We start from the raw sequence: 25,622 nt of genomic DNA, 5'->3' as shown, positions 1-25,622 counted from the left end.
TCCTTAAAAAGCCCTAAATTTCTAACAAATACGCCTTCAACTGTCCAATCTTATCCCTTACCGCCGCCGCTTTTTCAAACTCTAAATCCTTAGCGAAATCTCGCATTTGTTGTTCTAACTGTTTGAGTTCTTTTTCCAGCTCTTTGCGGGATTTTGGTTTATAGGTATTTGCAGATTTTTCTTCGATTTTAACCGCTTGTTTACCTCGTTTCGGCTTGTCGGTTTGTCCGATGTCGAGCAATTCGCCTACTTTCTTATTGAGGGCTTGCGGAGTAATACCGTGTTCTTCGTTGTATTTTTGTTGTTTTTCTCGGCGGCGTTCGGTTTCGGTAATCGCTTTTTGCATAGAATTGGTAATGCGGTCGCCGTAGAGAATCGCTTTGCCGTTGAGGTTTCGAGCGGCACGTCCGATGGTCTGAATTAATGAACGTTCGGAACGTAAAAAGCCTTCTTTATCCGCATCTAAAATCGCCACCAGCGATACTTCCGGCATATCCAAACCCTCACGCAATAAGTTGATGCCGACCAATACGTCAAACATTCCCATACGCAAGTCGTGAATAATTTCCACCCGTTCAACCGTATCAATATCGCTATGCAGATAACGCACACGCACGCCGTGTTCATCGAGGTAATCGGTTAAATCTTCCGCCATTTTTTTGGTCAGTGTTGTGATCAATACACGCTCATCGACCGCCACTCGTTTGTGAATTTCGGATAGCACGTCATCAACTTGCGTAGCGACCGGACGAACTTCGATGATCGGGTCTAATAATCCCGTTGGGCGAACCACTTGATCGACCACATCGCCATTTGATTTTTCTAGTTCGTAATTACCTGGTGTTGCCGACACATAAATCGTCTGTGGGGCAAGGCGTTCAAATTCTTCAAAGCGAAGTGGGCGGTTATCTAATGCAGACGGCAAGCGGAAACCGTATTGCACCAGTGTTTCTTTTCTGGCTCGGTCGCCTCGATACATACCGCCGATTTGCGGTACGGTAACGTGGCTTTCATCAATAATCAGCAAACCGTCCGCCGGCATATAATCGAACAAAGTCGGAGGCGGTTCACCCTCTTTTCTGCCTGACAGATAGCGTGAATAGTTTTCAATACCCGAGCAATAGCCCAGCTCATTCATCATTTCAATATCGAATTGCGTACGCTGGGTAATGCGTTGTTCTTCCAGCAATTTATTTTCCTTGATGAAATACTCACGGCGTTCTACCAACTCTTGTTTGATTTCTTCAATCGCATTCAAAATGCGTTCACGAGGGGTAACGTAGTGAGTTTTCGGATAAATGGTATAGCGAGGTACTTTGCCCAAACTATGTCCGGTAAGCGGATCAAATAACGAGAGACTTTCGATTTCATCGTCAAATAATTCGACACGTAACGCAATTTCATCCGATTCAGCCGGGAAAATATCAATCACTTCGCCACGCACACGGAAAGTCGAACGCTGGAATGCTTGATCGTTACGGGTATATTGCAATTCGGCAAGACGAGCGAGGATCTCTCGTTGATCGATAATCGCCCCCACTTGCAAATGCAACATCATTTGCATATAAGCGTCCACGTCCCCCAAGCCGTAAATGGCGGAAACAGAAGCAACTACAATGGTATCTCGGCGTTCAAGGAAAGATTTGGTTGCCGACAGTCGCATTTGTTCGATTTGTTCATTAATCGACGCATCTTTTTCGATAAAAGTATCGCTACTCGGCACGTAGGCTTCCGGTTGATAATAATCATAGTAAGACACGAAGTATTCCACCGCATTTTCAGGGAAGAAGGCTTTCATCTCCGCATACAGCTGGGCGGCAAGCGTTTTATTCGGCGCAAGCAACATTGCCGGACGATTGAGTTGAGCGATCACATTCGCAATGGTAAAGGTTTTACCTGAACCGGTTACGCCAAGTAACGTTTGATGCGCCAATCCATCATTTAACCCTTCGGTCAATTTAGCAATCGCTGATGGCTGATCGCCAGAGGGTTTAAACGGGCTATGTAAAATAAAAGGTTTGCCTTGCTTGCTCATATAACATCCTATCCGAGAAAATTTATCGTTATTTTAACATAAGCAAGCGGTGAATTTTTTAAGAAAATTTGCAAATAAAAATGTGAATTAGATCACAAAATTACCAGCATTAATTTGATAATGATTATTAATAAGAATATAGTTGCAACACTATATTTAGCTAAAAGGACATTTTTATGCAGTTAACAAAATTAGCAGCTTTGCTTTCGGGTTTACTACTCACGACCCAATCTTTTGCTTTAGATTTAACGAAAGAAACCGAAGCATATAAGCAATTTGTGGTTGAACAGATTGATCAATTAGTGACGGATACGGAAAAGTTTGTTGATTATTTAAACCAGAGCGATGTGCAAAAAGCAAAGCAAATTTACCCGCTTGCACGAATGTATTTTGAACGTTCAGAACCGATTGCCGAAAGTTTTGGTGATTTAGATCCTCGCATTGATGCACGTCTTGCTGATTTAACCGAAGAAGGTAAAACGGAAAAAGATTGGTCAGGTTTCCATAAAATCGAAAAAGTCTTATGGGAAAAAAATACGACCAAAGGTACAAAAGCTATTGCGGAACAGTTACTGAAAGACGTTAAAGAATTACGTGCGAAAATTCCGACGGCGGAAGTTACGCCTGAATTAATGATCACCGGTGCAGTCGATTTATTAAATGAGGTGTCCACTACTAAAGTAACCGGCGAAGAGGAAATTTTCTCTAAAACCGACCTTTACGATTTTAAAGCCAACATTGAAGGGGCAGAAAAAATCTATGAAATCTTTAAACCGCAATTAGACAAAACAGATGCGAAACTTTCGGCGGAAATTGCCGCTCGCTTTGCTGCAGTCAATACCTTACTGGCAAAACACAATAAATCGAAAAACGGTTACGATTACGTAGCTTATAACACTCTGTCAAAAGCGGATGTGAAAGCACTAGCCGAAGCGGTAAATCAACTTGGCGAACCGTTAGCCCAATTAGGTGTTCTATTAGAGAAATAAGGTAGGAATAAATTATGGCAGACACACATTCTCGCCGTGATTTTCTAAAAAACACCGCATTGGTAGGAGCAGGCTTATTGTCCGCTCCTACTTTTGCTTTAGAATCACGACAACTTAACTCACACGTACAGAATCAATATCCTTTTTACGGTCAACATCAAGCCGGTATCGTCACCCCTGCACAAAAACATATCTATTTTCTCGTCTTGGATTTAGATACTACTGATATTGCAAAAGTGAAAGCAATTTTTCAGACTTGGACAAGTTATAGCCGTAATTTGACACAAGGTAAAAATGTAAAACCCTATAGCAATAATGCCTATGTTCCGCCTGCGGATACCGGTGAAGCGGATAGCTTAGATCCGCAACATCTCACACTCACTTTTGGCATCAGTGCTGCTTTCTTTAAAAAATTAGGTATTGAAAAACATAAGCCGACCGAATTACAAGATTTGCCACACTTTCCTCGAGATCAATTGCAAGCTGAATTTAGCGGCGGCGATATTTGTATTCAAGCCTGTGCCGATGATCCCCAAGTTGCCTTTCATGCGGTGCGTAATTTAGTGCGGGCTGTTCGTGGTGAAGTCAAAATGAAATGGTCGCAAATGGGCTTTAACTCATTTTTAAATAATGAAACGCCACGTAACTTATTTGCATTTAAAGACGGTACCGCAAATGCCGAGAGTTTAAAAGATCAGGATAATGTGGTCTGGGTACAAAACGATTGGCTAAAAGGCGGTTCTTATTTAGTGGTTCGCCGTATCAAAATGTTCTTAGAAACTTGGGATCGTACACATTTAAGATCGCAGGAAGAAACCTTCGGTCGTTATCGTGATTCAGGGGCGGCACTTGGCTATAAACACGAATTTGAAAAATTCGATCTGGCGAAAAAAGATGATAAAGGTAATCCAGTGATGCCGGAAATCTCGCATACACACCTTGCCCATAAAACGGGAGTAAAAATGCTCAGACGTTCGTTCTCCTACGCCAGCGGTATTGACGATAAAGGGCAATTTGACTCGGGCTTACTGTTTATTTCGTTCCAACAAAGCCCCGAGCAATTTATCAAAGTGCAAAACGCTTTAGGAAATATCGACAAAATGAACGAATATATTACCCATATCGGCAGCGGCTTATTTGCCTGCTTTGCCGGTGTAAAAGACGAAAATGATTATCTTGGCAAAGCCTTATTCGATTTACTCTAAGGAATAGCAAATGACATTAAAAAAATTAATCATCATTCCTCTGCTCTTTGCTAGTTCAATCACATTAGCGAAAGTAGACGTTAGCCCGTTATTCGTACAGCTTTCTGAAGCAATGGCAGAACTTAAAAAAGGTGAAGTTACAAAATCTCAGCAAAATTTGACCGCTTTACAGCAGGCCTTTAATCAGTTTGAGGCGCATCATTCGGAAGCGGGTAAAAACGTAGCGGATGCTTTAAGCCAAGCGATTAAAACTACGGATCTAGCCAACGTAGAAAATGTCGCTAAGCATCTATACCGTTTTGAAAAAGAACAAAATCCGGTGGACTATGCAGCTAAACACCAAACTTTCGTTAAACAAATGACCCCACTTTATTACAATTTGCAACGTGCGGTACAAACCAAAGAGCTTAAGCAAATTAGAATGGCGGCACGTCATTTCGGTAAAAATTGGGCGAAATACGAAAAAACGATCCGTGAAATGAGTTTAACTCACTATGGTAAATTTGAACGTTCACTCGGATTAATGCGGATTGCGATTACCGCTGAAAAACCGGATATGGCTAAGATTGAACGGAGAGTAGCTGAATTAGGCAAAGTAATGGCTGAGTTTAGCCAATTTAAAGTGCAATAATTCAGATAAAGCAAAGGGCGTTTAACACGCCCTTTTCCCTTAAAACAAATCCCAAATCGGTTTGCAATCTGCCGGCAGTGTTAGACCTCTGCCAAGTTCAATCCAACCGGTCGGGTAATGGAAATCCGAACCGACCGAAGCATATAAATCAAACTCTTTTGCCCAACGTGCGATCAATTGACGTTGATCCGGTGTTTGCCCGCAGCCGGCAACCTCAATGCCGTCACCACCGGCTAATTTAAAATCAGCGATTAAACGGCGAATCCAACGTCCGGTTAATTTATAACGCAACGGATGCGCAATACAAATCACCCCACCCGCTTGATGCGTTACTTCAATCGCTTCTTCTAGACTACACCACATTGGCTTAACGTAAGCTGGTTTACCCCCCCCGAGGTATTTCTTAAAGGCGTGTTCGATATTTCGTACATAACCGTTTTCATGTAAAAAACGCCCGTAATGCGCACGGGTAACTTCTCCGCTTGCTAACGCTTTTGCCCCTTCGTAAGCATTTGGAACACCGGCTTTTGCAAGTTTTTCGCCGATTTCGACCGCTCTTTGCTCACGCAGTAACGCTTGCTTATCTAACAATGCCACTAATGCAGGATGTGTCTCATCCACGTTTAAAGCGGCAAGGTGAATGCTTTTGCCTTCCCAAACGATAGAAATTTCTACGCCGGCAATAAAGCGAATAGGTTGCCCTTGTGCTGCGTGTTTTGCTTCTTGAATCCCCGCTACGGTATCGTGATCGGTTAAGGCAAGCATTTCGATTTGTTGCTCTAACGCACGCTGAACCAATTCGGTCGGGCTAAGCATACCGTCCGATGCGGTGCTGTGTGAATGTAAATCATATTTCATGCGTTAAAGTAATCCTGCTTGAATAAAAAATTGTCGATATGCCTCGATTTTCTTAGCTAAACTCAATGGATAAGCCCGAGAGGTAGAAGGCAAACGGTAAAGGAAAAGTTCACGCTCGGCACAGTACGGATAGTGAATCCATTCATTCGTTTTCGGTGCTTTTATTTTCTCATTTAATAAACCGAGTAACGTATCTGTTGCCAAACCGCCGGTGGTAAAAATCCATTTCACATGAGGTAATGTTTTTAATAATTGCGGCATATCTACCGGATCAACGATTTTTAAATCCTTATCCGAAGCATTACCCTTTAAGCGAATGGCTGTTTGTGCTGACGAACACAACGCAATACCCTTTTCGCGTAAAAACGCTTCAATTTTTTTGGGTTCAAAACGTTTCTCGTCGCCGACACGGAAATGATCGGTATCATCATAGAAAACCGCTCCCATAATACGCCACATATCGTTTTGGAAATTCGGGTAATGAAATTCCATACAGCGTTTTTCACCTGTTGGTGGAAAAGTCCCCATCATCACTACGGTAGCGGAGGTCGGTAGCACCGGTTCAAACGGATGATGTTCTAAAGGTTGTTGCATAGCCGTTTTCTCTCACTTATTTAATTAATGCCTTTAGCATTTCCAACTTCGCCGCTTTATCCATACCCTGCTCCGCCACTTGGTTTAAGGCTGAAACCAACTGTTCATTTTGTGTATTAGCGGTGTGTTTAACCACCTGAAATTCCGCAATTTGTGCAGCGTAAGCGGTCAAATTTTCCAATAATTTTACCTTTTCCGGATTATCGTGATGAATTTGGAATAAGTTATCAATCGCTTCAGCAAATTGTGCCGATTTGGCATCTATCTGCTGATGACAATATTTCTGCCATTTAATCTGTTCCGCTCGGCTCAATGTTTCGGGATAATGTCTAGCTCGATAATGGAATAACAAAGCTTCTACTCGTTCATCGGCAAACTGTAAGCCGTGATGCGCCAATTCTTGCGGCGGTAACGTACGCAAAATCGCCATATTATTTTTATCTGCCGGTGAGAAAAAGCCGTCATACAGCGTGGTTTCCACATTCGCAGAAGGCTCAAAGCGCCGTTCTTCCATAAAAATTTCAGTCACTTTCTCACGTACTAAACTTTTATTCGCTTTTAGTAATTTGAGATTTTCCAAACAACGCTCACGATCAATGCCTAAGCGAACCGCATTTTCAGGCAGCAACACTTTTGCCGGTGCAATAATCGGACAGCGGTTGATATGCACGCCTTTTAACGGCACGGGTGCAACATTTTCCGCCAATTCTTCTTTTTTAGTGTATAAACGGGTACGTAATTCCTCTGCCGAGTCCGTCAATAATGTGCTAACATCGCCCGATAAATCGCAACATAACACCTGATTTTGATTGGTTGGGTGCCATGCAATCGGCGCAATCCAAGCGGTATTAGCACGTGCATTACCGAACATACCGGAAACGTGTACCAACGGGGTCATTTCACCGGTATCAATCATTTTCTCAATTTCTTTCTTACCACGATTTTCAAAGAAAAATTGGAATAGTTTCGGCTGTTTTTGCTTAATCAATTTTGCCATCGCAATCGTGGCATAAACGTCCGCCATTGCATCGTGCGCATTTTCATGAGCAATGCCGTTCGCTTTAGTGAGATTCTCTAATTTGAAATTCGGCACACCGTTTTCATCTGTTACCCATTCAATTCCGTCCGGGCGCAGGGCGTAACAAGCTCGAACAAGATCCAATAGATCCCAGCGCGAATTGCCGTTTTTCCAGCTATATTCATACGGATCAAAGAAATTGCGGAAAAAGGTATAACGGGTCATTTCATCATCATAACGAATATTGTTATAGCCTAAAATGCAAGTGTTCGGTTGGCTGAACTCCGCATGAATACGTGCAGCAAATTCCGGTTCCGGCACACCTTCAGCGTTACACTGTTGCGGAGTAATGCCGGTTACCATCACTGCTTCGGGCGAAGGTAAATAATCCGGTGTTTGCTTACAATAGAACATCACCGGCTCACCGATGATATTAAAATCATTATCGGTACGAATACCGGCAAACTGTGCCGGACGATCTAGCGCCGGACTCACACCGAAACTTTCGTAATCATAAAAGAAAAAAGTAAGGTTCTTATTCATTGATCGCTTCAAATTAGGAAAAATTAGTCATATTGTAACATAGCTAAGCGGTTAAATTTGCAGGAAATTTTACAAATACGAGAATTGCGGGCATAAAAAAACCCGACACCAAGAATGCGATGCCGGGGGAGGTCTTACCTAAGGAAATGAAAAAAACTTACATGAATTCTGTTCAGTTAGCGTTAAGTATGACTGGACGGATTTCAGAAAGTTCACAAAAATATTAAAAAATTTTAAATTTTTTTGAATTTATTTTATTCTCTTTATATATCAATAAGTTATCATTAACCCCTCCTGTGTGAAATCTATACTTTGTCGCATAATGTGGTGGATTCTTTAAATTTTTTCTCACGTTGCCTTATTTTTAAGCATCAATAAATTACAATCTGAATAAATACAGCAAGCATTTTTAGCAAATTCTTGTTCTAGCAATGGAAAATATAAAAAAATCGACAATTTCCTTTATTTCCTTACTTATTCTTGTAAAATACCGAATGATTATGTTCTATAAAACTCACAATAAAGATTGAGGTATTCAATGTCTAAATTTCCAACAGTTTCGGAAATCCTATCGGGCAAAGTTGCGGTAGGCGAAGAAGTTGCAGTACGTGGTTGGGTACGTACCCGCCGTGACTCAAAAGCAGGTTTATCATTTTTAGCCGTTTATGACGGTTCTTGTTTTGATCCGATCCAAGCGATCATTAATAACGATTTAGCAAATTATAACGATGAAGTTTTACGTTTAACCGCAGGTTGTTCCGTTATCGTAACCGGTAAAGTGGTTGAATCTCCGGCAGAAGGTCAAGCAGTTGAATTACACGCAACGCACGTAGAAGTGGTAGGTTGGGTTGAAGATCCTGATACTTATCCGATGGCGGCAAAACGTCACTCTATCGAATATTTACGTGAAGTGGCGCACTTACGTCCTCGTACTAACTTAATCGGTGCAGTCGCACGTGTTCGTCACTGCTTAGCACAAGCAATTCACCGTTTCTTTAATGAGCAAGGTTTCTACTGGGTAGCAACTCCGCTTATTACTGCATCGGATACGGAAGGTGCTGGTGAAATGTTCCGTGTTTCAACATTAGATTTAGAAAACTTACCACGCACAGAGGAAGGTAAAGTCGATTTTAGCCAAGACTTCTTTGGTAAAGAATCTTTCTTAACCGTATCAGGTCAGTTAAACGGTGAAACTTACGCTTGTGCATTAAGTAAAGTTTATACGTTCGGCCCGACATTCCGTGCGGAAAACTCAAATACCACTCGCCACTTAGCAGAGTTTTGGATGGTGGAACCTGAATTTGCATTCGCAACCTTAGCGGACAATGCAAAATTAGCGGAAGATATGCTTAAATATGTATTTAAAGCGGTACTTGAAGAGCGTAAAGACGATATGCAATTCTTCGCAAAACATATTGATAAAGATGTTATTACTCGCTTAGAAAGCTTTATCGCTTCACCATTCGCACAAGTTGATTACACCGATGCAATTGAAATCTTATTAAAATCAGGTAAAGAATTCGAATTCCCGGTTTCTTGGGGTATCGATCTTTCTTCTGAACATGAGCGCTTCTTAGCGGAAGAATATTTCAAATCACCGGTGGTTGTGAAAAACTATCCGAAAGACATTAAAGCATTCTATATGCGTTTAAACGATGACGGTAAAACTGTAGCTGCAATGGATGTATTAGCACCGGGAATCGGTGAAATTATCGGTGGTTCACAACGTGAAGAACGTTTAGACGTATTAGACGCTCGTATGGTTGAAATGGGCTTAAATCCGGAAGATTACTGGTGGTATCGTGATTTACGTAAATACGGTACGGTTCCACACTCTGGCTTCGGCTTAGGTTTTGAACGTTTAATCGTTTATGTAACCGGTTTACAAAATATCCGTGAAGTGATTCCATTCCCACGTGCTCCACGTAATGCGAATTTCTAATCGAAACTAACGAAAAAGGGCGAATAAATTATTCGCCCTTTTGCATACAAGCGGTTAAATTTTGCAGATTTTTTGCAAATTCCGACCGCTTGTTTACCTTCTATCTAGCCCATCAAAGTTTTATTCGGTTCTTTGGCGATTTCTCTTGCCAATTTCGGTACTAAATAACCCGAACTAATGCGTTGCAATTCTTTATAAATTTCCGCCGCTTGTCGATCTTCAATAAAGAAATGGCTTGCGCCTTCCACTCTATCCAACAAATGTAAATAATACGGCAATACACCGCTATCAAATAATTTATCACTTAATGCTTTCAATGTTTGCGCATTATCATTAACCCCCTTCAATAAAACGGATTGATTGAGTAACACAACATTTGCTTGGCGCAATTGATTAAGTTTATCGGCTAAGACTTCATCTACTTCGTTAGGATGATTGATATGGGTCACCATCACCACTTTTAAACGAGATTTTGATAATCGGTCACATAATTGCTCGGTAATGCGGCTCGGAATCACCACCGGCAAACGGGTATGAATACGCAATGTTTTGATATGCGGAATCTGTTCCAAAGTAGAAATCAGCCAGTCTAATTCATTATCTTTCGCCATAAGCGGATCGCCACCGGAGAAAATCACCTCTTCTAATTCCATATGTGCCGCAATATAGTCTAATCCTTGCTGCCAAACCGCTTTACCGCTTTTTACTTCATCATAAGGAAAATGACGACGAAAACAATAACGGCAATTGATCGCACAACTATTTTTAATCATAAATAGCAAACGGTTATGGTACTTATGCAAAATATTCGGTGCGGGGCTATGCTGCTCTTCCAATGGATCTTTCACAAAGCCTTCCACCTGTAAAAACTCTTCCGCCGCCGACATTGCCTGTAAAAAAAGCGGGTCATTTTTATCACCTTTTCGCATTTTTTCGACAAACGGGCGAGGAACACGCAACGCGAATAATTTACGTGCCGTTATCGCCGTTTCAAACTCTTTCGGATTAAGCTCAAGATATTCTAATAAAGCGGTAGGATCATTAAAGGCTTGTGCTAATTCAATAAGCCATTGGGGTTTGAAAGATTCTATTTGGACTAGTTGCATAATTCGTAGAGGCGTACTGCATACGCCCTGAAATTAATAGAAAAACAAAAAAGGGCGTAATGCTACGCCCCTCCGCAAAATAAGAAATTATTGTACTAAATTACACGCAAGTGGTGAACCGTTTGGATTAACCATTACCACAGGTGCAGATGGACTACCTTGTGCTGCAATTAAATATTGCACGCCAGAAATACAATAACGGCGGTAACCATCGGTTTTCTCCACTAAAAACGGATCAACTTGACCACCAATGCTCTTAAACGTTGCCACTGTAGCCTGTACACTATTTGCAATATTTTTTGCATTTTCAACCGCTTGTGGTTGTGCCGTCGCCGCTGCTTGCTGTGTTTGAGCCTGAGCCGCTGTCGGTGCAAGCATTTCACTTAATACATAACCTGCTGCCGCACCTGTTGCAAAGCTCGCTAAACGATTTCCACCATTTGCTTGAGGTTGTTGGTTCGGGATCGCACGGTTCTGCGTATTATCGAATGTCGCATCTCTTTGCGTATTTGAATGAATAGATTGTGTTTTTTGTGCCGCAATCGGTTTACCTGTTACCGAACGAGATGAACCGCCACGCTTTGCTTCCGCAACCGTTGCAATCGATAAAGCAATGATTGCAGAAAGAGTAATAACTTTTTTCATTGAGTTTCCCTTATTAATAAGATTTTTGAAGTATAGCGTAAAAACTTTTAGAGATCTTTCGCTAATTACTGTATTATATGGGTCTTTTTGACAAATCCAATAGTGGGTTTTCAAATTTTGTTAATTTATTGTTAAATAATTGAGGAAACAATGGCTAGTTACAGCACTAATGACTTCAAACCGGGTTTAAAATTCATCCAAGATGGCGAACCTTGTGTAATCGTTGAAAACGAATTCGTTAAACCGGGTAAAGGTCAAGCATTTACCCGTACAAAAATCCGTAAATTAATCTCTGGCAAAGTATTAGAGATCAACTTCAAATCCGGTACTTCTGTTGAAGCAGCGGACGTTGTAGATTACAACTACACTTACTCATATAAAGATGAAGATTTCTGGTACTTTATGCACCCTGAAACATTCGAACAAATCTCTGTAGACCAAAAAGCATTAGGCGACAACGACAAGTGGTTAGTTGACCAAGCTGAATGTATCATCACATTATGGAACGGTTCTGCAATTTCTGTAACTCCACCAAACTTCGTTGAATTAGAAGTGGTTGAAACGGATCCGGGCTTAAAAGGTGATACAGCAGGTACTGGTGGTAAACCGGCAACATTAAGCACAGGTGCAGTTGTTCGTGTACCATTATTCGTACAAATCGGTGAAGTAATCCGTGTTGATACTCGTTCAGGCGAATACGTTTCACGTGTAAAATAATCTCTGATAAGAGTACAAGCGGTCGAATTTCTTGCAAATTTTGCAAACAATTCGACCGCTTTTTTATTTCTCACCGTTTGCTGCTTTATGAAGCTCACAATACAGTGTAGAATACCCTGTTATTTTTATTTAAAGGCAACAGAGAACAATTATGACAGAAGAAATTTTAGAAAATGCGCCGGAAACCCGTGCGAATTTTATTACCCATATTATTGATGAAGATTTAAAAAGCGGTAAACACAATAACGTTTACACTCGTTTCCCACCTGAGCCGAACGGCTACTTACATATCGGTCACGCAAAATCTATCTGCTTAAACTTCGGTATTGCCCAAGAATATAAAGGCTTATGTAACCTTCGTTTTGATGATACGAATCCGGTAAAAGAAGATGTTGAATACGTTGATTCAATCAAACAAGACGTAGAATGGTTAGGTTTTAAATGGGAAGGCGAACCGCGTTATGCATCTGACTATTTTGATCAACTTTACGGCTATGCAATTGAGTTAATCAACAAAGGTTTAGCTTATGTTGATGAACTTTCGCCGGATGAAATGCGTGAATATCGTGGTACGTTAACTGAGCCGGGCAAAAACAGCCCATACCGTGACCGTAGCGTGGAAGAAAACTTAGCGTTATTTGAAAAAATGAAAAACGGTGAGTTTGAAGAAGGCAAAGCATGTTTACGTGCCAAAATTGATATGGCATCACCGTTTATCGTAATGCGTGACCCTGTAATCTATCGTGTGAAATTTGCTCACCACCACCAAACCGGTGATAAATGGTGCATCTATCCGATGTACGATTTTACACACTGTATTTCGGATGCGATTGAACGAATTACTCACTCATTATGTACACTTGAATTCCAAGATAACCGCCGTTTATACGATTGGGTACTTGAAAATATTTCTATCGAGCGTCCATTACCGCACCAATATGAATTTTCTCGTTTAAATTTAGAAAGTACGCTCACTTCTAAACGTAAATTATTGAAATTGGTGACAGACGGCACGGTGGACGGCTGGAATGATCCGCGTATGCCTACTATTTCAGGTTTACGTCGTCGTGGTTATACTCCGGCTTCATTACGTGAATTTTGTCGCCGTATCGGTGTGACAAAACAAGATAACGTGGTGGAATACTCAGCGCTTGAAGCTTGTATCCGTGAAGATTTAAACGAAAACGCACCACGTGCAATGGCAGTAATCAACCCTGTTCGTGTTGTGATTGAAAACTTTGGCGATAAAGAAATCTTAAAAGCACCGAATCACCCGAATCGTCCGGAATTGGGCGAGCGTGATTTACCGTTTACTCGTGAACTTTATATCGATGAAGCGGACTTCCGTGAAGAAGCAAACAAGCAATACAAACGTTTAGTATTAGGCAAAGAAGTGCGCTTACGTAATGCTTATGTAATTAAAGCTGAACGTGTAGAAAAAGACGAAAACGGTAAAATCACTACCATTTTCTGTACTTACGATCCAGAAACTTTAGGTAAAAACCCGGCTGACGGTCGTAAAGTAAAAGGCGTAATCCATTGGGTATCTGCAGAAGATAACAAACCGGCTGAATTCCGTATTTACAACCGTTTATTCACGGTAGCAAACCCAGGCGCGGAAGATGATATTAATGCGGTATTAAACCCGGAATCATTGGTAATCAAACACGGCTTCGTTGAGCCGAGCCTCGTTAATGCAAAAGCGGAACAAGGCTACCAATTCGAACGTGAAGGCTATTACTGTTTAGACAGTAAAGACGGTTCGGCTGAAAACTTAGTATTTAACTTAACTGTAAGTTTAAAAGAAGGTTTTACAGCTTAATTTTAATGATAAGCGGTCAAATATGGCCGCTTTTTTACATACTCGAGGACAGATATGAAAAAAGTTATCTTCTTAGTGGCAAGCATTTTAGTGATCAGTGCTTGTTCTCAATCTAAAAATGTTTATTTTAACGGCGCCGAAGGCTCGCATTCCGGCATTAAATACGAATCAACCAGCAAAGAGTTTTCATTAAACTAACAGTTTTATATATAAACAAGCGGTTAAATTTCCCGAAGATTTTGCAAAAAATTCGAAGGATTTAACCGCTTGTTTTTTTTAAATAAAAAATACAACTCTATTAGTTCTAATTGATTCCCGCGTATAAACCCGTTCTTGCCCTTATAAGATCATTTATATTCATCACTTCTCCTTTATCAAATAAAAAAGGTTAATTCCAAAAACTCAGAATTAACCTTTTAATCATCATATACGTCTTATAATATCTATATCACAATAAACTATAAATTGTAATTTACAACATTAAAGAAACGTTTTTCGTTATCCGTTCCCGCATAACCACTCTTTTGCCAAAAGGCTTTTTTCATCCATTCCGCAAATTTATCGTGGCTTGAAAACGTTATTTCACCAAAGTTCGGGTCAAAGAACACTACTTTACCACCCTCTACCGCGGCTGAAACAGTATGTGAACCCCCTTTCAAATTAATTGAGATTTTCTTGATACCAGTCTCTTGTGAACCTGTATCTAAAATCGCTTTCACTAAAGCATCAATGTTCTTACTTGACACTGTACCCGAAACTTCATCTTTGCGGCTAAAATCACCCACTTTCTTCTGTTTCGCGGTTACGCCTTTTTCTGAAAGCCATTCCTCCGTTAATTTAAATTGCTGAGTTGCTGAACCCGCATTGATAAACTCACTTTGAAGTTTCTTGATTGAATCAATCGCTTCTTGGTTCAATTTACCCGCCTTGCTTCCTCCATTGTAAAGATCATCCCATAATGATTGGTCATCTTGGACTTTCTTTGCAATCCAGTGCGCACAGGTCGATTCACAAACACCATTTTGCGTTTCCGCATGTTTGATGATTTCTTTATACACTTCACCTTTTGATTGGGCAAACGGGAAGCTTACTTCACCATCATATGCTTTTGCTGACTCTCGCACATCCTTAATCTTTCCTTTCACTTTAAGTGGTTGGAACTTGTCTTTGACCTTATCAAGGAATGCACGTGGCTTTTCAGCAAGTTCACGATTGTTTACTCGATCACTAACCGGTGTTGCTTTCGCTACTTCTGGTTCAACCTTTACGATATTACGTGGTGGTAACACCGGTGGCACGTCTTCCACTTCTGCTTTTTTCACACGTGGATCACCTAGCTTCTTCGCAGCCTCATCACCTTTTGCATTTGCTTCCGCTACCGCTTCCGGTGACTTATTCACTTTTGCGTAAATCGCTTCAACCGCAGGTTTTTCACTTGCCGCTTCAACTGACTCCGCTTTAGCTGGGGCTGTCGATTCACTTGGCGTCACTTTCGGTGTTTTCGGTGACACTGGCGCATCAATCTCCGCATAATCACTGTCTTCTGTAGTAATTACGCGGGCTTTTTCTTGCACCGTATCAACCTCAGGGACAACCGGTTTGCTTACGCTACCTGCCAAAGACGCATCTGTCACTTTCGGTAATGGCTTCTGTTTAAGCTCTTTTAAGAACTCCGTGATAACTTCACTGCTGGTCGCTGATTTAGCACCCGCTTCCGTTTGTGGAATAATTTGTGTCTCAAAGTCTTCTCTAAACTTCGTAAACGCCGGGTAACCCGCATCTAACAACAATTTATTCACTAATACGCGCGCCATTCGACCATTACCTTCCGCAAACGGATGGTAAGCAATTAAGCGTTGGTACACTAATCCCGCTAATACGCTTGGCTCTACGCCATTTGCTTTCGCTTGATTAATAAAGGCTACCGTTTCCGCTAATTGGATCTTTGACGATGCCGGACTTGAGAATACCGCATTCTCTTTCGTCAACGTCTCTTTCTTATAAAGCTCGCGACCTTCGCCTTCATCCGGACGTAAACCGTGATTTAATTTTTCAATCATCTCTACAGTTAAATCCTCGTTTTGGCTACGTCTTAAGAACTCGCCTATCGCTTCTCCAATTTCTTCTTTCAACTTCGGATTACGTTGAATCGTTTTTGAGGTCTCCGCTAACGCTTCTGTAATACGTCTCGTTTTTTCCTCTACGCTTTCAATCGCATCACCTTTCGGTAACTGTTTCACCAATTGTTGAATTTCTGCAAATTCTTCCGCTTTCGGTTGGAACGTTAACGCTTCATTTATGCGTCTTTCCACTCGCTTCGCCCCATCTGTCAAGATCTCATCCAGCTCCGGTGAGTTACCCATCTGCTTGATCACTGACTCCGGTACCGATTTCTTCGCCGATTCTCTCGCTTCATTCAAGAAATCTTCGTTTTTCAAGACTTTTTGCTCAAAAGATTCATTACGCTTCGTTTCTAACGCTAATAAATCTTTCAGATTTAAGCTGTCTTCCAAATCATCATAATTTGGCTTATTGCTCACCTCTGATGATTTAACTTCGCTTGACTCCGCTTTCTTCTCTACTTTAGCTTTCGTTCCTGTAAAGAAATTCTTCACTTTTTGTAAGAACGACACTTTTTCTGTAGGAGTTGCAGCAGCCTCATTTGAAGCACTTGCGCCTTGAGATAATGAACGCTGACTTTGGCTGTCATTGTCATTATTGTTATTGTTGTTATTGTTGTTATTGTTGTTGTTATTGTTGTTCGCATTCTCCTCTGCTGAACGTGGTCGTGGTGGTAACGCCGGTGGCGCTTCTTCCACTTCCGCTTTTTTCACACGTGGATCACCTAGCTGCTTCGCAGCCTCATCACCTTTCGCATTTGCTTCCGCTACCGCTTCCGGTGACTTATTCACTTTTGCGTAAATCGCTTCAACTGCAGGTTTTTCACTTGCCGCTTCAACTGATTCCGCTTTAGCTTGAGCTGTCGATTCACTTGGCGTCACTTTCGGTGTTTTCGGTGACACTGGCGCATCAATCTCCGCATAATCACTGTCCTCTGTGGTAATTACACGGGCTTTTTCTTGCACCGTATCAACCTCAGGGACAACCGGTTTGCTTACGCTACCTGCTGAAGATGCCTCTGTCACTTTCGGTAATGGCTTCTGTTTAAGCTCTTTTAAGAACTCCGTGATAACTTCACTGCTGGTCGCTGATTTAGCACCCGCTTCCGTTTGTGGAATAATTTGTGTCTCAAAGTCTTCTCTAAACTTCGTAAACGCCGGGTAACCCGCATCTAACAACAATTTATTCACTAATACGCGCGCCATTCGACCATTACCTTCCGCAAACGGATGGTAAGCAATTAAGCGTTGGTACACTAATCCCGCTAATACGCTTGGCTCTACGCCATTTGCTTTCGCTTGATTAATAAAGGCTACCGTTTCCGCTAATTGGATCTTTGACGATGCCGGACTTGAGAATACCGCATTCTCTTTCGTCAACGTCTCTTTCTTATAAAGCTCGCGACCTTCGCCTTCATCCGGACGTAAACCGTGATTTAATTTTTCAATCATCTCTACAGTTAAATCCTCGTTTTGGCTACGTCTTAAGAACTCGCCTATCGCTTCTCCAATTTCTTCTTTCAACTTCGGATTACGTTGAATCGTTTTTGAGGTCTCCGCTAACGCTTCTGTAATACGTCTCGTTTTTTCCTCTACGCTTTCAATCGCATCACCTTTCGGTAACTGTTTCACCAATTGTTGAATTTCTGCAAATTCTTCCGCTTTCGGTTGGAACGTTAACGCTTCATTTATGCGTCTTTCCACTCGCTTCGCCCCATCTGTCAAGATCTCATCCAGCTCCGGTGAGTTACCCATCTGCTTGATCACTGACTCCGGTACCGATTTCTTCGCCGATTCTCTCGCTTCATTCAAGAAATCTTCGTTTTTCAAGACTTTTTGCTCAAAAGATTCATTACGCTTCGTTTCTAACGCTAATAAATCTTTCAGATTTAAGCTGTCTTCCAAATCATCATAATTTGGCTTATTGCTCACCTCTGATGATTTAACTTCGCTTGACTCCGCTTTCTTCTCTACTTTAGCTTTCGTTCCTGTAAAGAAATTCTTCACTTTTTGTAAGAACGACACTTTTTCTGTAGGAGTTGCAGCAGCCTCATTTGAAGCACTTGCGCCTTGAGATAATGAACGCTGACTTTGGCTGTCATTGTCATTATTGTTATTGTTGTTATTGTTGTTCGCATTCTCCTCTGCTGAACGTGGTCGTGGTGGTAATGCCGGTGGCGCTTCTTCCACTTTTACAACTTTCACTTTCGGTGCAGATGACGGTGTGAGATCCGGAATCTCTTCATAAATCGGCTCTGCTGTACCTGACTTCGCGCTTCTTGGTGTTGGTGTCGCTGCCGGACCTACTTCTGCATATTCCGTTCTGATATCTGATGTCCCTGCTTTCACTTTCGGTGTAGATGACGGTGTGAGATCCGGAATCTCTTCATAAATATGCTCCGCTGTACCTGACTTCGCGCTTCTTGGTGTTGGTGTCGCTGCCGGACCTACTTCCGCATATTCCGTTCTGATATCTGATGTCCCTGCTTTCACTTTCGGTGTAGATGACGGTGTGAGATCCGGAATCTCCTCATAAATATGCTCCGCTGTACCTGGCTTCGCGCTTCTTGGTGTCGCCGCCGGACCTACTTCCGCATATTCCGTTCTAATATCTGATGTCCCTGCTTTCGCTTTCGGTGCAGATAACAGTGAATAATCTGAAATCTCCTCATAAATATGCTGCTCCGCTGCACCCGGTTTCGCACTTCTTGGTGTCGCCGCCGGACCTACTTCCGCATATTCCGTTCTAATATCTGATGTCCCTGCTTTCGCTTTCGGCGCAGATAACAGTGAATAATCTGAAATCTCCTCATAAATATGCTGCTCCGCTGCACCCGGTTTCGCACTTCTTGGTGTCGCCGCCGGACCTACTTCCGCATATTCCGTTCTAATATCTGATGTCCCTGCTTTCGCTTTCGGTGCAGATAACAGTGAATAATCCGAAATCTCCTCATAAATATGCTCCGCTGCACCCGGTTTCGCACTTCTTGGGGTCGCCGCCGGACCTACTTCCGCATATTCCGTTCTGATATCTGATGTCCCTGCTTTCGCTTTCGGCGCAGATAACAGTGAATAATCTGAGATTTCTTCATAAATATGCTCCGCTGCACCCGGTTTCGCACTTCTTGGTGTCGCCGCCGGACCTACTTCTGCATATTCCGTTCTGATATCTGATGTCCCTGCTTTCGCTTTCGGCGCAGATAACAGTGAATAATCTGAGATTTCTTCATAAATATGCTCTTCTTGGCTTGATCGACGTGTTGCCGAAGTATTGCTAGAAGCATCATCTTGTACAGATTTCGCACCTGTTCTGCTTTTTACTTTATCTTTTACACGCTTACCTGTTTCTACTAGATCCGCAACTTCGAAACTAAAGTTCGTACTTGCGTAAGTATCATCTCGTGTAACCTGAGTTGCGTCATTACGATTTGATTTTACTTCACCTTTTACGCCTTTCTCAGTCTTAATACCGGACAATGTAGAGTGTTGAGTAGCTTCATAATGTTTCTGTTCTGCTCGTCCGCCATTAACATTAAACTGTGCAATACCAGTTTCACTTACCCCAGCTGCAACACCAAAGCTACCGCCATCTTTATTGTGAGAATCTGATAATGATTTAGCTGTAACATCACCTTTTACACGGAAATCATCCGCATTACCTTGACGATTCTCGATGTATGCACCAACTAAATTAAGATCATTAATTTCACCTGTAATTTTATTGGCTGAAATACCCGCTTGTTGATTTACTTTTTTGCTTTCTTCATTTTCGAGAGTAAAGCCAAGTCCGACACTACCGTTTGGTTTAACCGATAATGAAGTCGTTATACCTACACCAGCTGAAGCACTATAGTTAAGACCTTTTTCGCTACGTGAATAAGTATCTTGTTTAGATTCAACATTCGTTTTGCCTTGAACATTTAGATGAAGGTGATCCACATCTATATTCGAGCTAGAAAGATTAAAATCTTTACCGGTTTCGACACTTAAGTTTTTGCCTTTTAATAAACTATTTTGATGTTTTTTAGATTGAGATTCAACTAGAGAGAATCCGCCTGAAATCCCACCTGAGACACCCACAGTACAACCCTGAGCCATTACACCACAACCAGCAGAAACACCTCGAGATAATTTAGCATTAACAGATTTTGATGTTTCCGAAGTATCTGTCACGCCTGCATTGACATTGACATTTTCCTTCGCTTTCAAGGAAATTTGACTATCTTCTGTTGTTTCAACATTATTTAATTCAATACTTCCTTCTCTAGCAACTAAATTGGTTTTTCCTCCTATCGTAGTTCGGCTATCAGAGGTTTGAGTTGATTCATTTACATCTACACCAAATTCAATTTTTTGCTTAGCAGATCCGCCAACTAAATCGCCTGTAACAAGATTTGCCGCATCGCTCAACTGCTGTAATGCCGCTGTTCCATCTTGTTTCACCCCTTTTTGAGCATCCCTAATTTGTCTAACAGAATTACTTACTGCATCAGCAATCGCAGAATGCCCTTCAGTTTCTATTCCAAAGCCTACTTTGACTTTTGAAGAATATGTATCTCTCTCATCTTTCGCTTTCGTTGAAACGACTTGTTTTGCTGATAATGTAAAGCCTTTTTTCTGATCTTCAGCCTCATGCGCCTTATGCTGCTCAAAGAATGAACGATCTTTTGTTTCAAGCTCCTTAGCTATCTCCTCTTCGCTTAATGTTTTAAACTTAGGCGGAGCTTTCTTAGCTTTTGCATCTTGCGTATCCTGTTGCTGCGGAGTAGTCGATTCTTTCGTAGCTTCTGTACCTTTTTCTTTCTCCGATTGTACTAACTCTTTCGCTTTATCAGGGGCACCTTTAGGTTCTGGAACTTGCAAATCTTTATTGATGTCAACGCCACCAATATCTGCTTTTTTCAACACATAGAGTTCACCACTTTTTGCTGTAAACTCACTATTTTTATGTGTTAAATTCGTTTCTCTATTCGTTTTCCAATTCAACGTTAGCATTGAACCAGCTGACACACCTGCAGTATTAGATTTGCCGTTATGTACCTGCTTGCCTTCTTCAGAAAGAGAAATACCTACCGTTGAACCGCCACCGCTTGCTGTAGCTGAAATTTCTCCACCTAAATGGAAAGTATCTACTTCACGATGAGAAATATTCTTACCTGCTTTTGTATTGAAATCACCTTTTACTACACCTGTAGTACGATTAGTTAACAACTTACTACCGTTTTGATTCACATCTCCATGTAAAGATAGATGTAAGTGATCAAATTCAGCCTCAGTTCCTACAGATTTAGCCTCGGAAGTATTTGTTGTTGTATGACCTCCAGGGAGACTAAGTGCGCCAAGTTTATAGCTATATTCTTGATATTCATGCGAGCGTTCTGTTTCATGAGTATCATTTAAATTCAGATCTTTAGATTTAACTTGTCCTGTTTTAGCTTTAACCTCACTTGCAGTAAGATCAACCGAGCTTTCAGAATCAGTTTCTAGATGTAAATGGCCTTCTGACTTAATACGAGCTTTACGTACTTTGGTATTGCCTTTCTCATCAACATACACTGTTCCGCTGCTTTCAACACCTTTTTTACCATACAGGCGAGTTTCATTTTTACTGAGAATATCACCACGGTTTTTAACTTTATTTTCTGCACTTAAATTTACATCATCACCAGCAATCGTCGCACTATTACGAATGTCTTTAGCTTTTGCATTGATTTCTCTTGCTCTAATGACTGCATTTCCGACTCCTCGGAATTTTTCTGCATCATCAAGCGTTTGTTGTGCAAAATAAACTTGAGGTACAAACACCTCTTTGCCATTTACTTCCGTTTTCACATACCAAATGATATCTTCTTTTAGATTCTTTTTCTGTTCTTCCGTTAATGCCTGGCCTAAAGTTAATTTTAGATCTTCTGCTTCAAAATATGCGTTATCCATTAATTTCTTAACTAATTGGATATCAGTTAAGTTATATTTTAGTGATAAATGGTTATCTACTTTTTTCTCAATAGAACGCGTAATTAATTGATGCTCAAAATAATTATCACCTATGGTTTGTACATTTTTTAACTCTTCGTCACGGGGCGCAATCTTATTAAAGAAATATTTACCACCAATATAATCTTCTTGGTTTATATAATGCAGCCTTGTACGATAAAGTCCTTCTGTTTCCACGTTCGGTAAATCTTTTCGTTCAGGAATTGCTCTTTTCTTCTCTAATTCTTCTGCTTTACGACGCGCATCTTCTAATGCTTTCTCATATTCTAAACGGCGTTGTTCTTCTAATTTACGTTGTTCTTCTGTCTTTTTCTCCTCTTCCTCTTTTCTTCGTTTTTCCTCTTCTTCTCTTTTTAGTCTCTCTTGTTGCTCTTGTTTTTGACGTTCAAGTTCTCTTTTTTGTTTTTCTTGCTCCGTCTCTTCTAACAATTTCTGATCATCTTTATCTTTTAAAGAGAAGTCTTTCGGCTCATCTTTCTTATCGTTCTCACGGTACTTGGATTTATCAATAAATAAATACGGTTGAGATAATAATTCCGCTAATGTCGATAAATCTAAACTGTTACTATTTTCTTGGATCTTATTGGTATAAGATTCAAAGATTGGATCAGGAACTAGAATTGAATGTTTACCCACTCTAAATTCATTAGTTGGTTTTGATGCATCTCCCTTCTCAGAATATGCTCCATTTTGGAATGAACTTGTATCATGTTCACTACCACCAATAATCTTATCTGCAAAGACTTTTGCTTTTGCATTAGGGTAGAAATTTACTTGTATAGAATCTTTTCTAAACGCTTCCCAACGTTTCTTTAATCTATCATAATGTGTCGAATTACCAGTAAATGAATAGGTTGCATTGCTATCCCATCCAGCACCAAAAACAGCCGACAAACTTTTCTGTAAAGTTGGAGATGCAATATTCCTTAATGCATTTAGAACTTCTAATTTATCCGCATAATAGAATGAAGTAACAATATGTTTTGATTCATCAAAAACATAATCCATTAACGTGCCTAAATTCTCAAATTCATATACTACTTTTGCTGCTAATGGTAGTGTGAATAATGGTAATTTTGGCTGAAATTTAACTGTTATTTTATTTTTATTTATGAATAATTCTTTATAGAGATCTACTTTAACTCCATCCATATTATTAAGAAATACTTTGGCATCATACTTCAAATCACCTTTTACATTAATAATACCGTTATTAATAATAGAAGAATTTGCTTTATCCTTTGAGGTAAATTCTAATCCATCTTCAGATGTAATCCGCCCTATATTCTTCACTTTAATATTTGCATCTGGCTGTAATTCAGAAAATAATCCCTCAACCGTAATTTCATCATAACGTGCTCTATATGACGGATAACGTGTATTCGAATGCCTTTTATCCGTCTTATTTACATTACCAGTCACGACAGCCTTATTTTCTAAAGCTAATGCATTAACATGGATCTTCCCTTTTGAATAAATCTCACCCAAATTTATGACTTTATCTTTAGCATCTAGATATGACTTACCCTCAGAATGTAAAGTAGAATTAATGCTATTTACTATATCTCCTTGTTTAGAAACTAAATTCAAGATATTCTTAGCACCTAATAAGCCATTATTAGTAATATCATTTTGAGTATTAATATTTAACTCTTTCGCACTTGTTAATAATCCATTATTAACAAATCTACCGGTTGCATTAATTGTTAATTTCGATTGTTGCTGAAACTCATCTTTTTGAGAAATTTCAGCATTATTTGTATTTATGATTAAATGTTCTTTAGCCTCCGGTAAGGCAATTCCTTGGCTAACATAACTACTATTATTCGAAAATGAGAGAATAGCCTCATTATTACTTTTTATTTTACCGTGATTAAGATAGCCGTTTGATTCTTTATCTTTTTCACCTTGAACCGTAATATCTAATAAATTCTCAGCTAAAATTTCACCTTGCTTGTTATTAAGCAATTTTTTTGTTTTCAGTTTATTGGTACGAGCCACTAAACTACCATCATTAATGATCTGATTTTTAGCATCTACATCCAGATTAGTTGCAATAAGTGTTGCATTATTTTTGATAGTAGCTTTTTTAGTTTGAATACTCGTTTTCTTAGATGCAATTTTTGATTCGTTATTTAACGTTACACTTTCGCTTAGTTTTAAATCTATATTTTCATTCGCTCGAACCAAGCCTTTTTGTGCAACTTCAAAGTTTTTACCTTCCGCAGCAATTTTATTACCGTGCACTTTTTGTACGGTAATACTACCTTCTTTAGTAGCAATTTTAATATCTTGTTCCGAAAGAATTGTTCCTTTGTGATTTACCCCTGCACCGCTATCTGTGGTAATAAATTGAATATTCTTACCATACATTGCGCCTGCTAATTCGCCTGAAATTGCAATCTCACTTTCGTCTTTACTCTTGATTCTAAACTTGTTTCCAGTTTTATCTTCTTTAGCTTTGATATTATGCGTTTTTAAATCATAATCTAGACTACCCGCAGCAAAAGTGATATTCGCAGTCGGATGATTTTTTGTATCTTTCTCTGGACCAATCGTCCCTTTTTGCTCAATAGTCTTAGCCACTACATCAAAATACGACAAACCATTCGTTGCTACACCATTGGCGCCAATTACCACTTTACCTTTTGAAGTGGTTAATTTATCGTATTTACCTTTCTCCGTAACATTTGCCGCAGCCGCGACAAAACGATCAGAATTAATCGTTTTCACCCCATTAAGTTCAATACCATTTGGGTTCACGATAATTAAGTCCGCTTTCTGACCAAATACTTCTAGACCACCTTGGATTTTACTCATCTCTGGGCCTGTTACTTGGTTTAAGATCGCTTTTGCAGCTTTATCATCAAAGTGTTTGTTTTTCTCCAATGAGCCAGCCAGCTGTGATGTCCCTTTTTCTAACGAGTTATTGAATACTGCACTGTTTGGAACATTAAATTTCGAAAAACGGTTATCCGATACGCCATCCGCTTCCGGTTTGGCAATATCAATAATTAATATATTGCCTTTACCACTCTCTCGAGCTCGTTCCGTAATGGTCGTTTTATCTTTAAACTGTTGGTCAACCACTGCGCTTGATTCTGCAAATGCAGGCAAGGTTACACCGGTCAATAATAAAAACGAGATATTTTTCCATTTAAATAATGGATTAAATTGAGTCGGCATTAAGCCCGCTTTAATGCTCGCCGAAAGCGGGGTCAGTGCAACCTCACAGGCACTTTCCTCTTCTTGGCTTTCTGCAACATTTGATGATGAGCCACTATCTTGTGCTGATTTAATATTTTCAGCTACAGGGACTAAACACGCTCTCACTTTACTGAATATCAGTTTATAGCGATTTTTGTTCATATGTTCTCCTTATCAGGTTTTTGTTATTGTGGCT

General features: G+C 40.3%; 14 protein-coding genes. 7 read left to right on the top strand and 7 right to left on the bottom strand.

All coding sequences use genetic code 11. The features are described from left to right. Positions 1-13: 13 nt before the first annotated feature. A complete protein-coding gene (gene uvrB / locus EL121_RS11295; RefSeq protein ID WP_039196814.1) occupies positions 14-2,035 on the bottom strand; it encodes an excinuclease ABC subunit UvrB in 2,022 nt (673 codons plus the stop codon). 176 nt (positions 2,036-2,211) lie between these two features. On the opposite strand from uvrB, the gene efeO reads away from it, so the two are divergent. Genes efeO through EL121_RS11280 form a run of 3 tightly spaced genes read left to right on the top strand, consistent with a single transcriptional unit; the run spans position 2,212 to position 4,860 of the window. After that, positions 2,212-3,024 carry an iron uptake system protein EfeO gene (gene efeO, locus EL121_RS11290; RefSeq protein WP_039196811.1) on the top strand — a complete coding sequence of 271 codons (813 nt, stop codon included), beginning with the start codon at positions 2,212-2,214 and terminating at the stop codon, positions 3,022-3,024. Positions 3,025-3,038: 14 nt separating this feature from the next. Next, positions 3,039-4,229 (top strand): iron uptake transporter deferrochelatase/peroxidase subunit, encoded by a 1,191-nt coding sequence (efeB, locus tag EL121_RS11285; RefSeq protein ID WP_039196809.1) that lies wholly within the window; start codon positions 3,039-3,041, stop codon positions 4,227-4,229. A 10-nt stretch (positions 4,230-4,239) separates the two neighbouring features. Beyond that, on the top strand, positions 4,240-4,860 hold the full coding sequence (locus tag EL121_RS11280) for a hypothetical protein (protein ID WP_014991479.1): 621 nt from the start codon (positions 4,240-4,242) through the stop codon (positions 4,858-4,860). A gap of 39 nt (positions 4,861-4,899) precedes the next feature. Here EL121_RS11280 and EL121_RS11275 read toward each other — a convergent pair whose 3' ends face one another. Genes EL121_RS11275 through sbcB form a run of 3 tightly spaced genes read right to left on the bottom strand, consistent with a single transcriptional unit; the run spans position 4,900 to position 7,873 of the window. Next, a complete protein-coding gene (locus tag EL121_RS11275; RefSeq protein WP_039196804.1) occupies positions 4,900-5,718 on the bottom strand; it encodes a PHP domain-containing protein in 819 nt (272 codons plus the stop codon). Between the two features lie 3 nt (positions 5,719-5,721). Then, positions 5,722-6,312 carry a DNA glycosylase gene (locus EL121_RS11270; protein ID WP_039196802.1) on the bottom strand — a complete coding sequence of 197 codons (591 nt, stop codon included), beginning with the start codon at positions 6,310-6,312 and terminating at the stop codon, positions 5,722-5,724. 16 nt (positions 6,313-6,328) lie between these two features. Further along, positions 6,329-7,873 (bottom strand): exodeoxyribonuclease I, encoded by a 1,545-nt coding sequence (gene sbcB / locus EL121_RS11265; RefSeq protein WP_039196800.1) that lies wholly within the window; start codon positions 7,871-7,873, stop codon positions 6,329-6,331. 538 nt (positions 7,874-8,411) lie between these two features. Between sbcB and asnS the strand changes: the two genes are divergently transcribed. Next, on the top strand, positions 8,412-9,815 hold the full coding sequence (gene asnS, locus EL121_RS11260; protein WP_039196799.1) for an asparagine--tRNA ligase: 1,404 nt from the start codon (positions 8,412-8,414) through the stop codon (positions 9,813-9,815). 104 nt (positions 9,816-9,919) lie between these two features. Here asnS and epmB read toward each other — a convergent pair whose 3' ends face one another. Both epmB and EL121_RS11250 read right to left on the bottom strand, forming a co-directional pair. Beyond that, a complete protein-coding gene (epmB, locus tag EL121_RS11255) occupies positions 9,920-10,921 on the bottom strand; it encodes an EF-P beta-lysylation protein EpmB (RefSeq protein WP_039196797.1) in 1,002 nt (333 codons plus the stop codon). Between the two features lie 87 nt (positions 10,922-11,008). Then, complete coding sequence (locus EL121_RS11250; RefSeq protein ID WP_039196796.1) at positions 11,009-11,566, bottom strand: hypothetical protein; 558 nt, start codon at positions 11,564-11,566, stop codon at positions 11,009-11,011. Positions 11,567-11,716: 150 nt separating this feature from the next. On the opposite strand from EL121_RS11250, the gene efp reads away from it, so the two are divergent. The 3 genes from efp (at position 11,717) to EL121_RS11610 (ending at position 14,303) form a co-directional block, all read left to right on the top strand. Then, entirely contained in the window at positions 11,717-12,283 is a 567-nt protein-coding gene (efp, locus tag EL121_RS11245; RefSeq protein ID WP_014991472.1) for an elongation factor P, read from the top strand. A gap of 151 nt (positions 12,284-12,434) precedes the next feature. Further along, entirely contained in the window at positions 12,435-14,105 is a 1,671-nt protein-coding gene (gene glnS, locus EL121_RS11240; RefSeq protein WP_039196795.1) for a glutamine--tRNA ligase, read from the top strand. Positions 14,106-14,159: 54 nt separating this feature from the next. After that, on the top strand, positions 14,160-14,303 hold the full coding sequence (locus EL121_RS11610; protein WP_164997544.1) for a hypothetical protein: 144 nt from the start codon (positions 14,160-14,162) through the stop codon (positions 14,301-14,303). Between the two features lie 260 nt (positions 14,304-14,563). On the opposite strand, the gene EL121_RS11235 is transcribed toward EL121_RS11610, so the two are convergent. Continuing rightward, positions 14,564-25,588, bottom strand: a complete 11,025-nt coding sequence (locus EL121_RS11235) for a YopT-type cysteine protease domain-containing protein (RefSeq protein ID WP_039196794.1) — start codon at positions 25,586-25,588, stop codon at positions 14,564-14,566. Positions 25,589-25,622 lie beyond the last annotated feature (34 nt).

It is taken from the genome of Actinobacillus equuli, assembly GCF_900636745.1.
Taxonomy (GTDB): domain Bacteria; phylum Pseudomonadota; class Gammaproteobacteria; order Enterobacterales; family Pasteurellaceae; genus Actinobacillus; species Actinobacillus equuli.
This window is presented reverse-complemented; position numbering and strand designations above follow the sequence as displayed.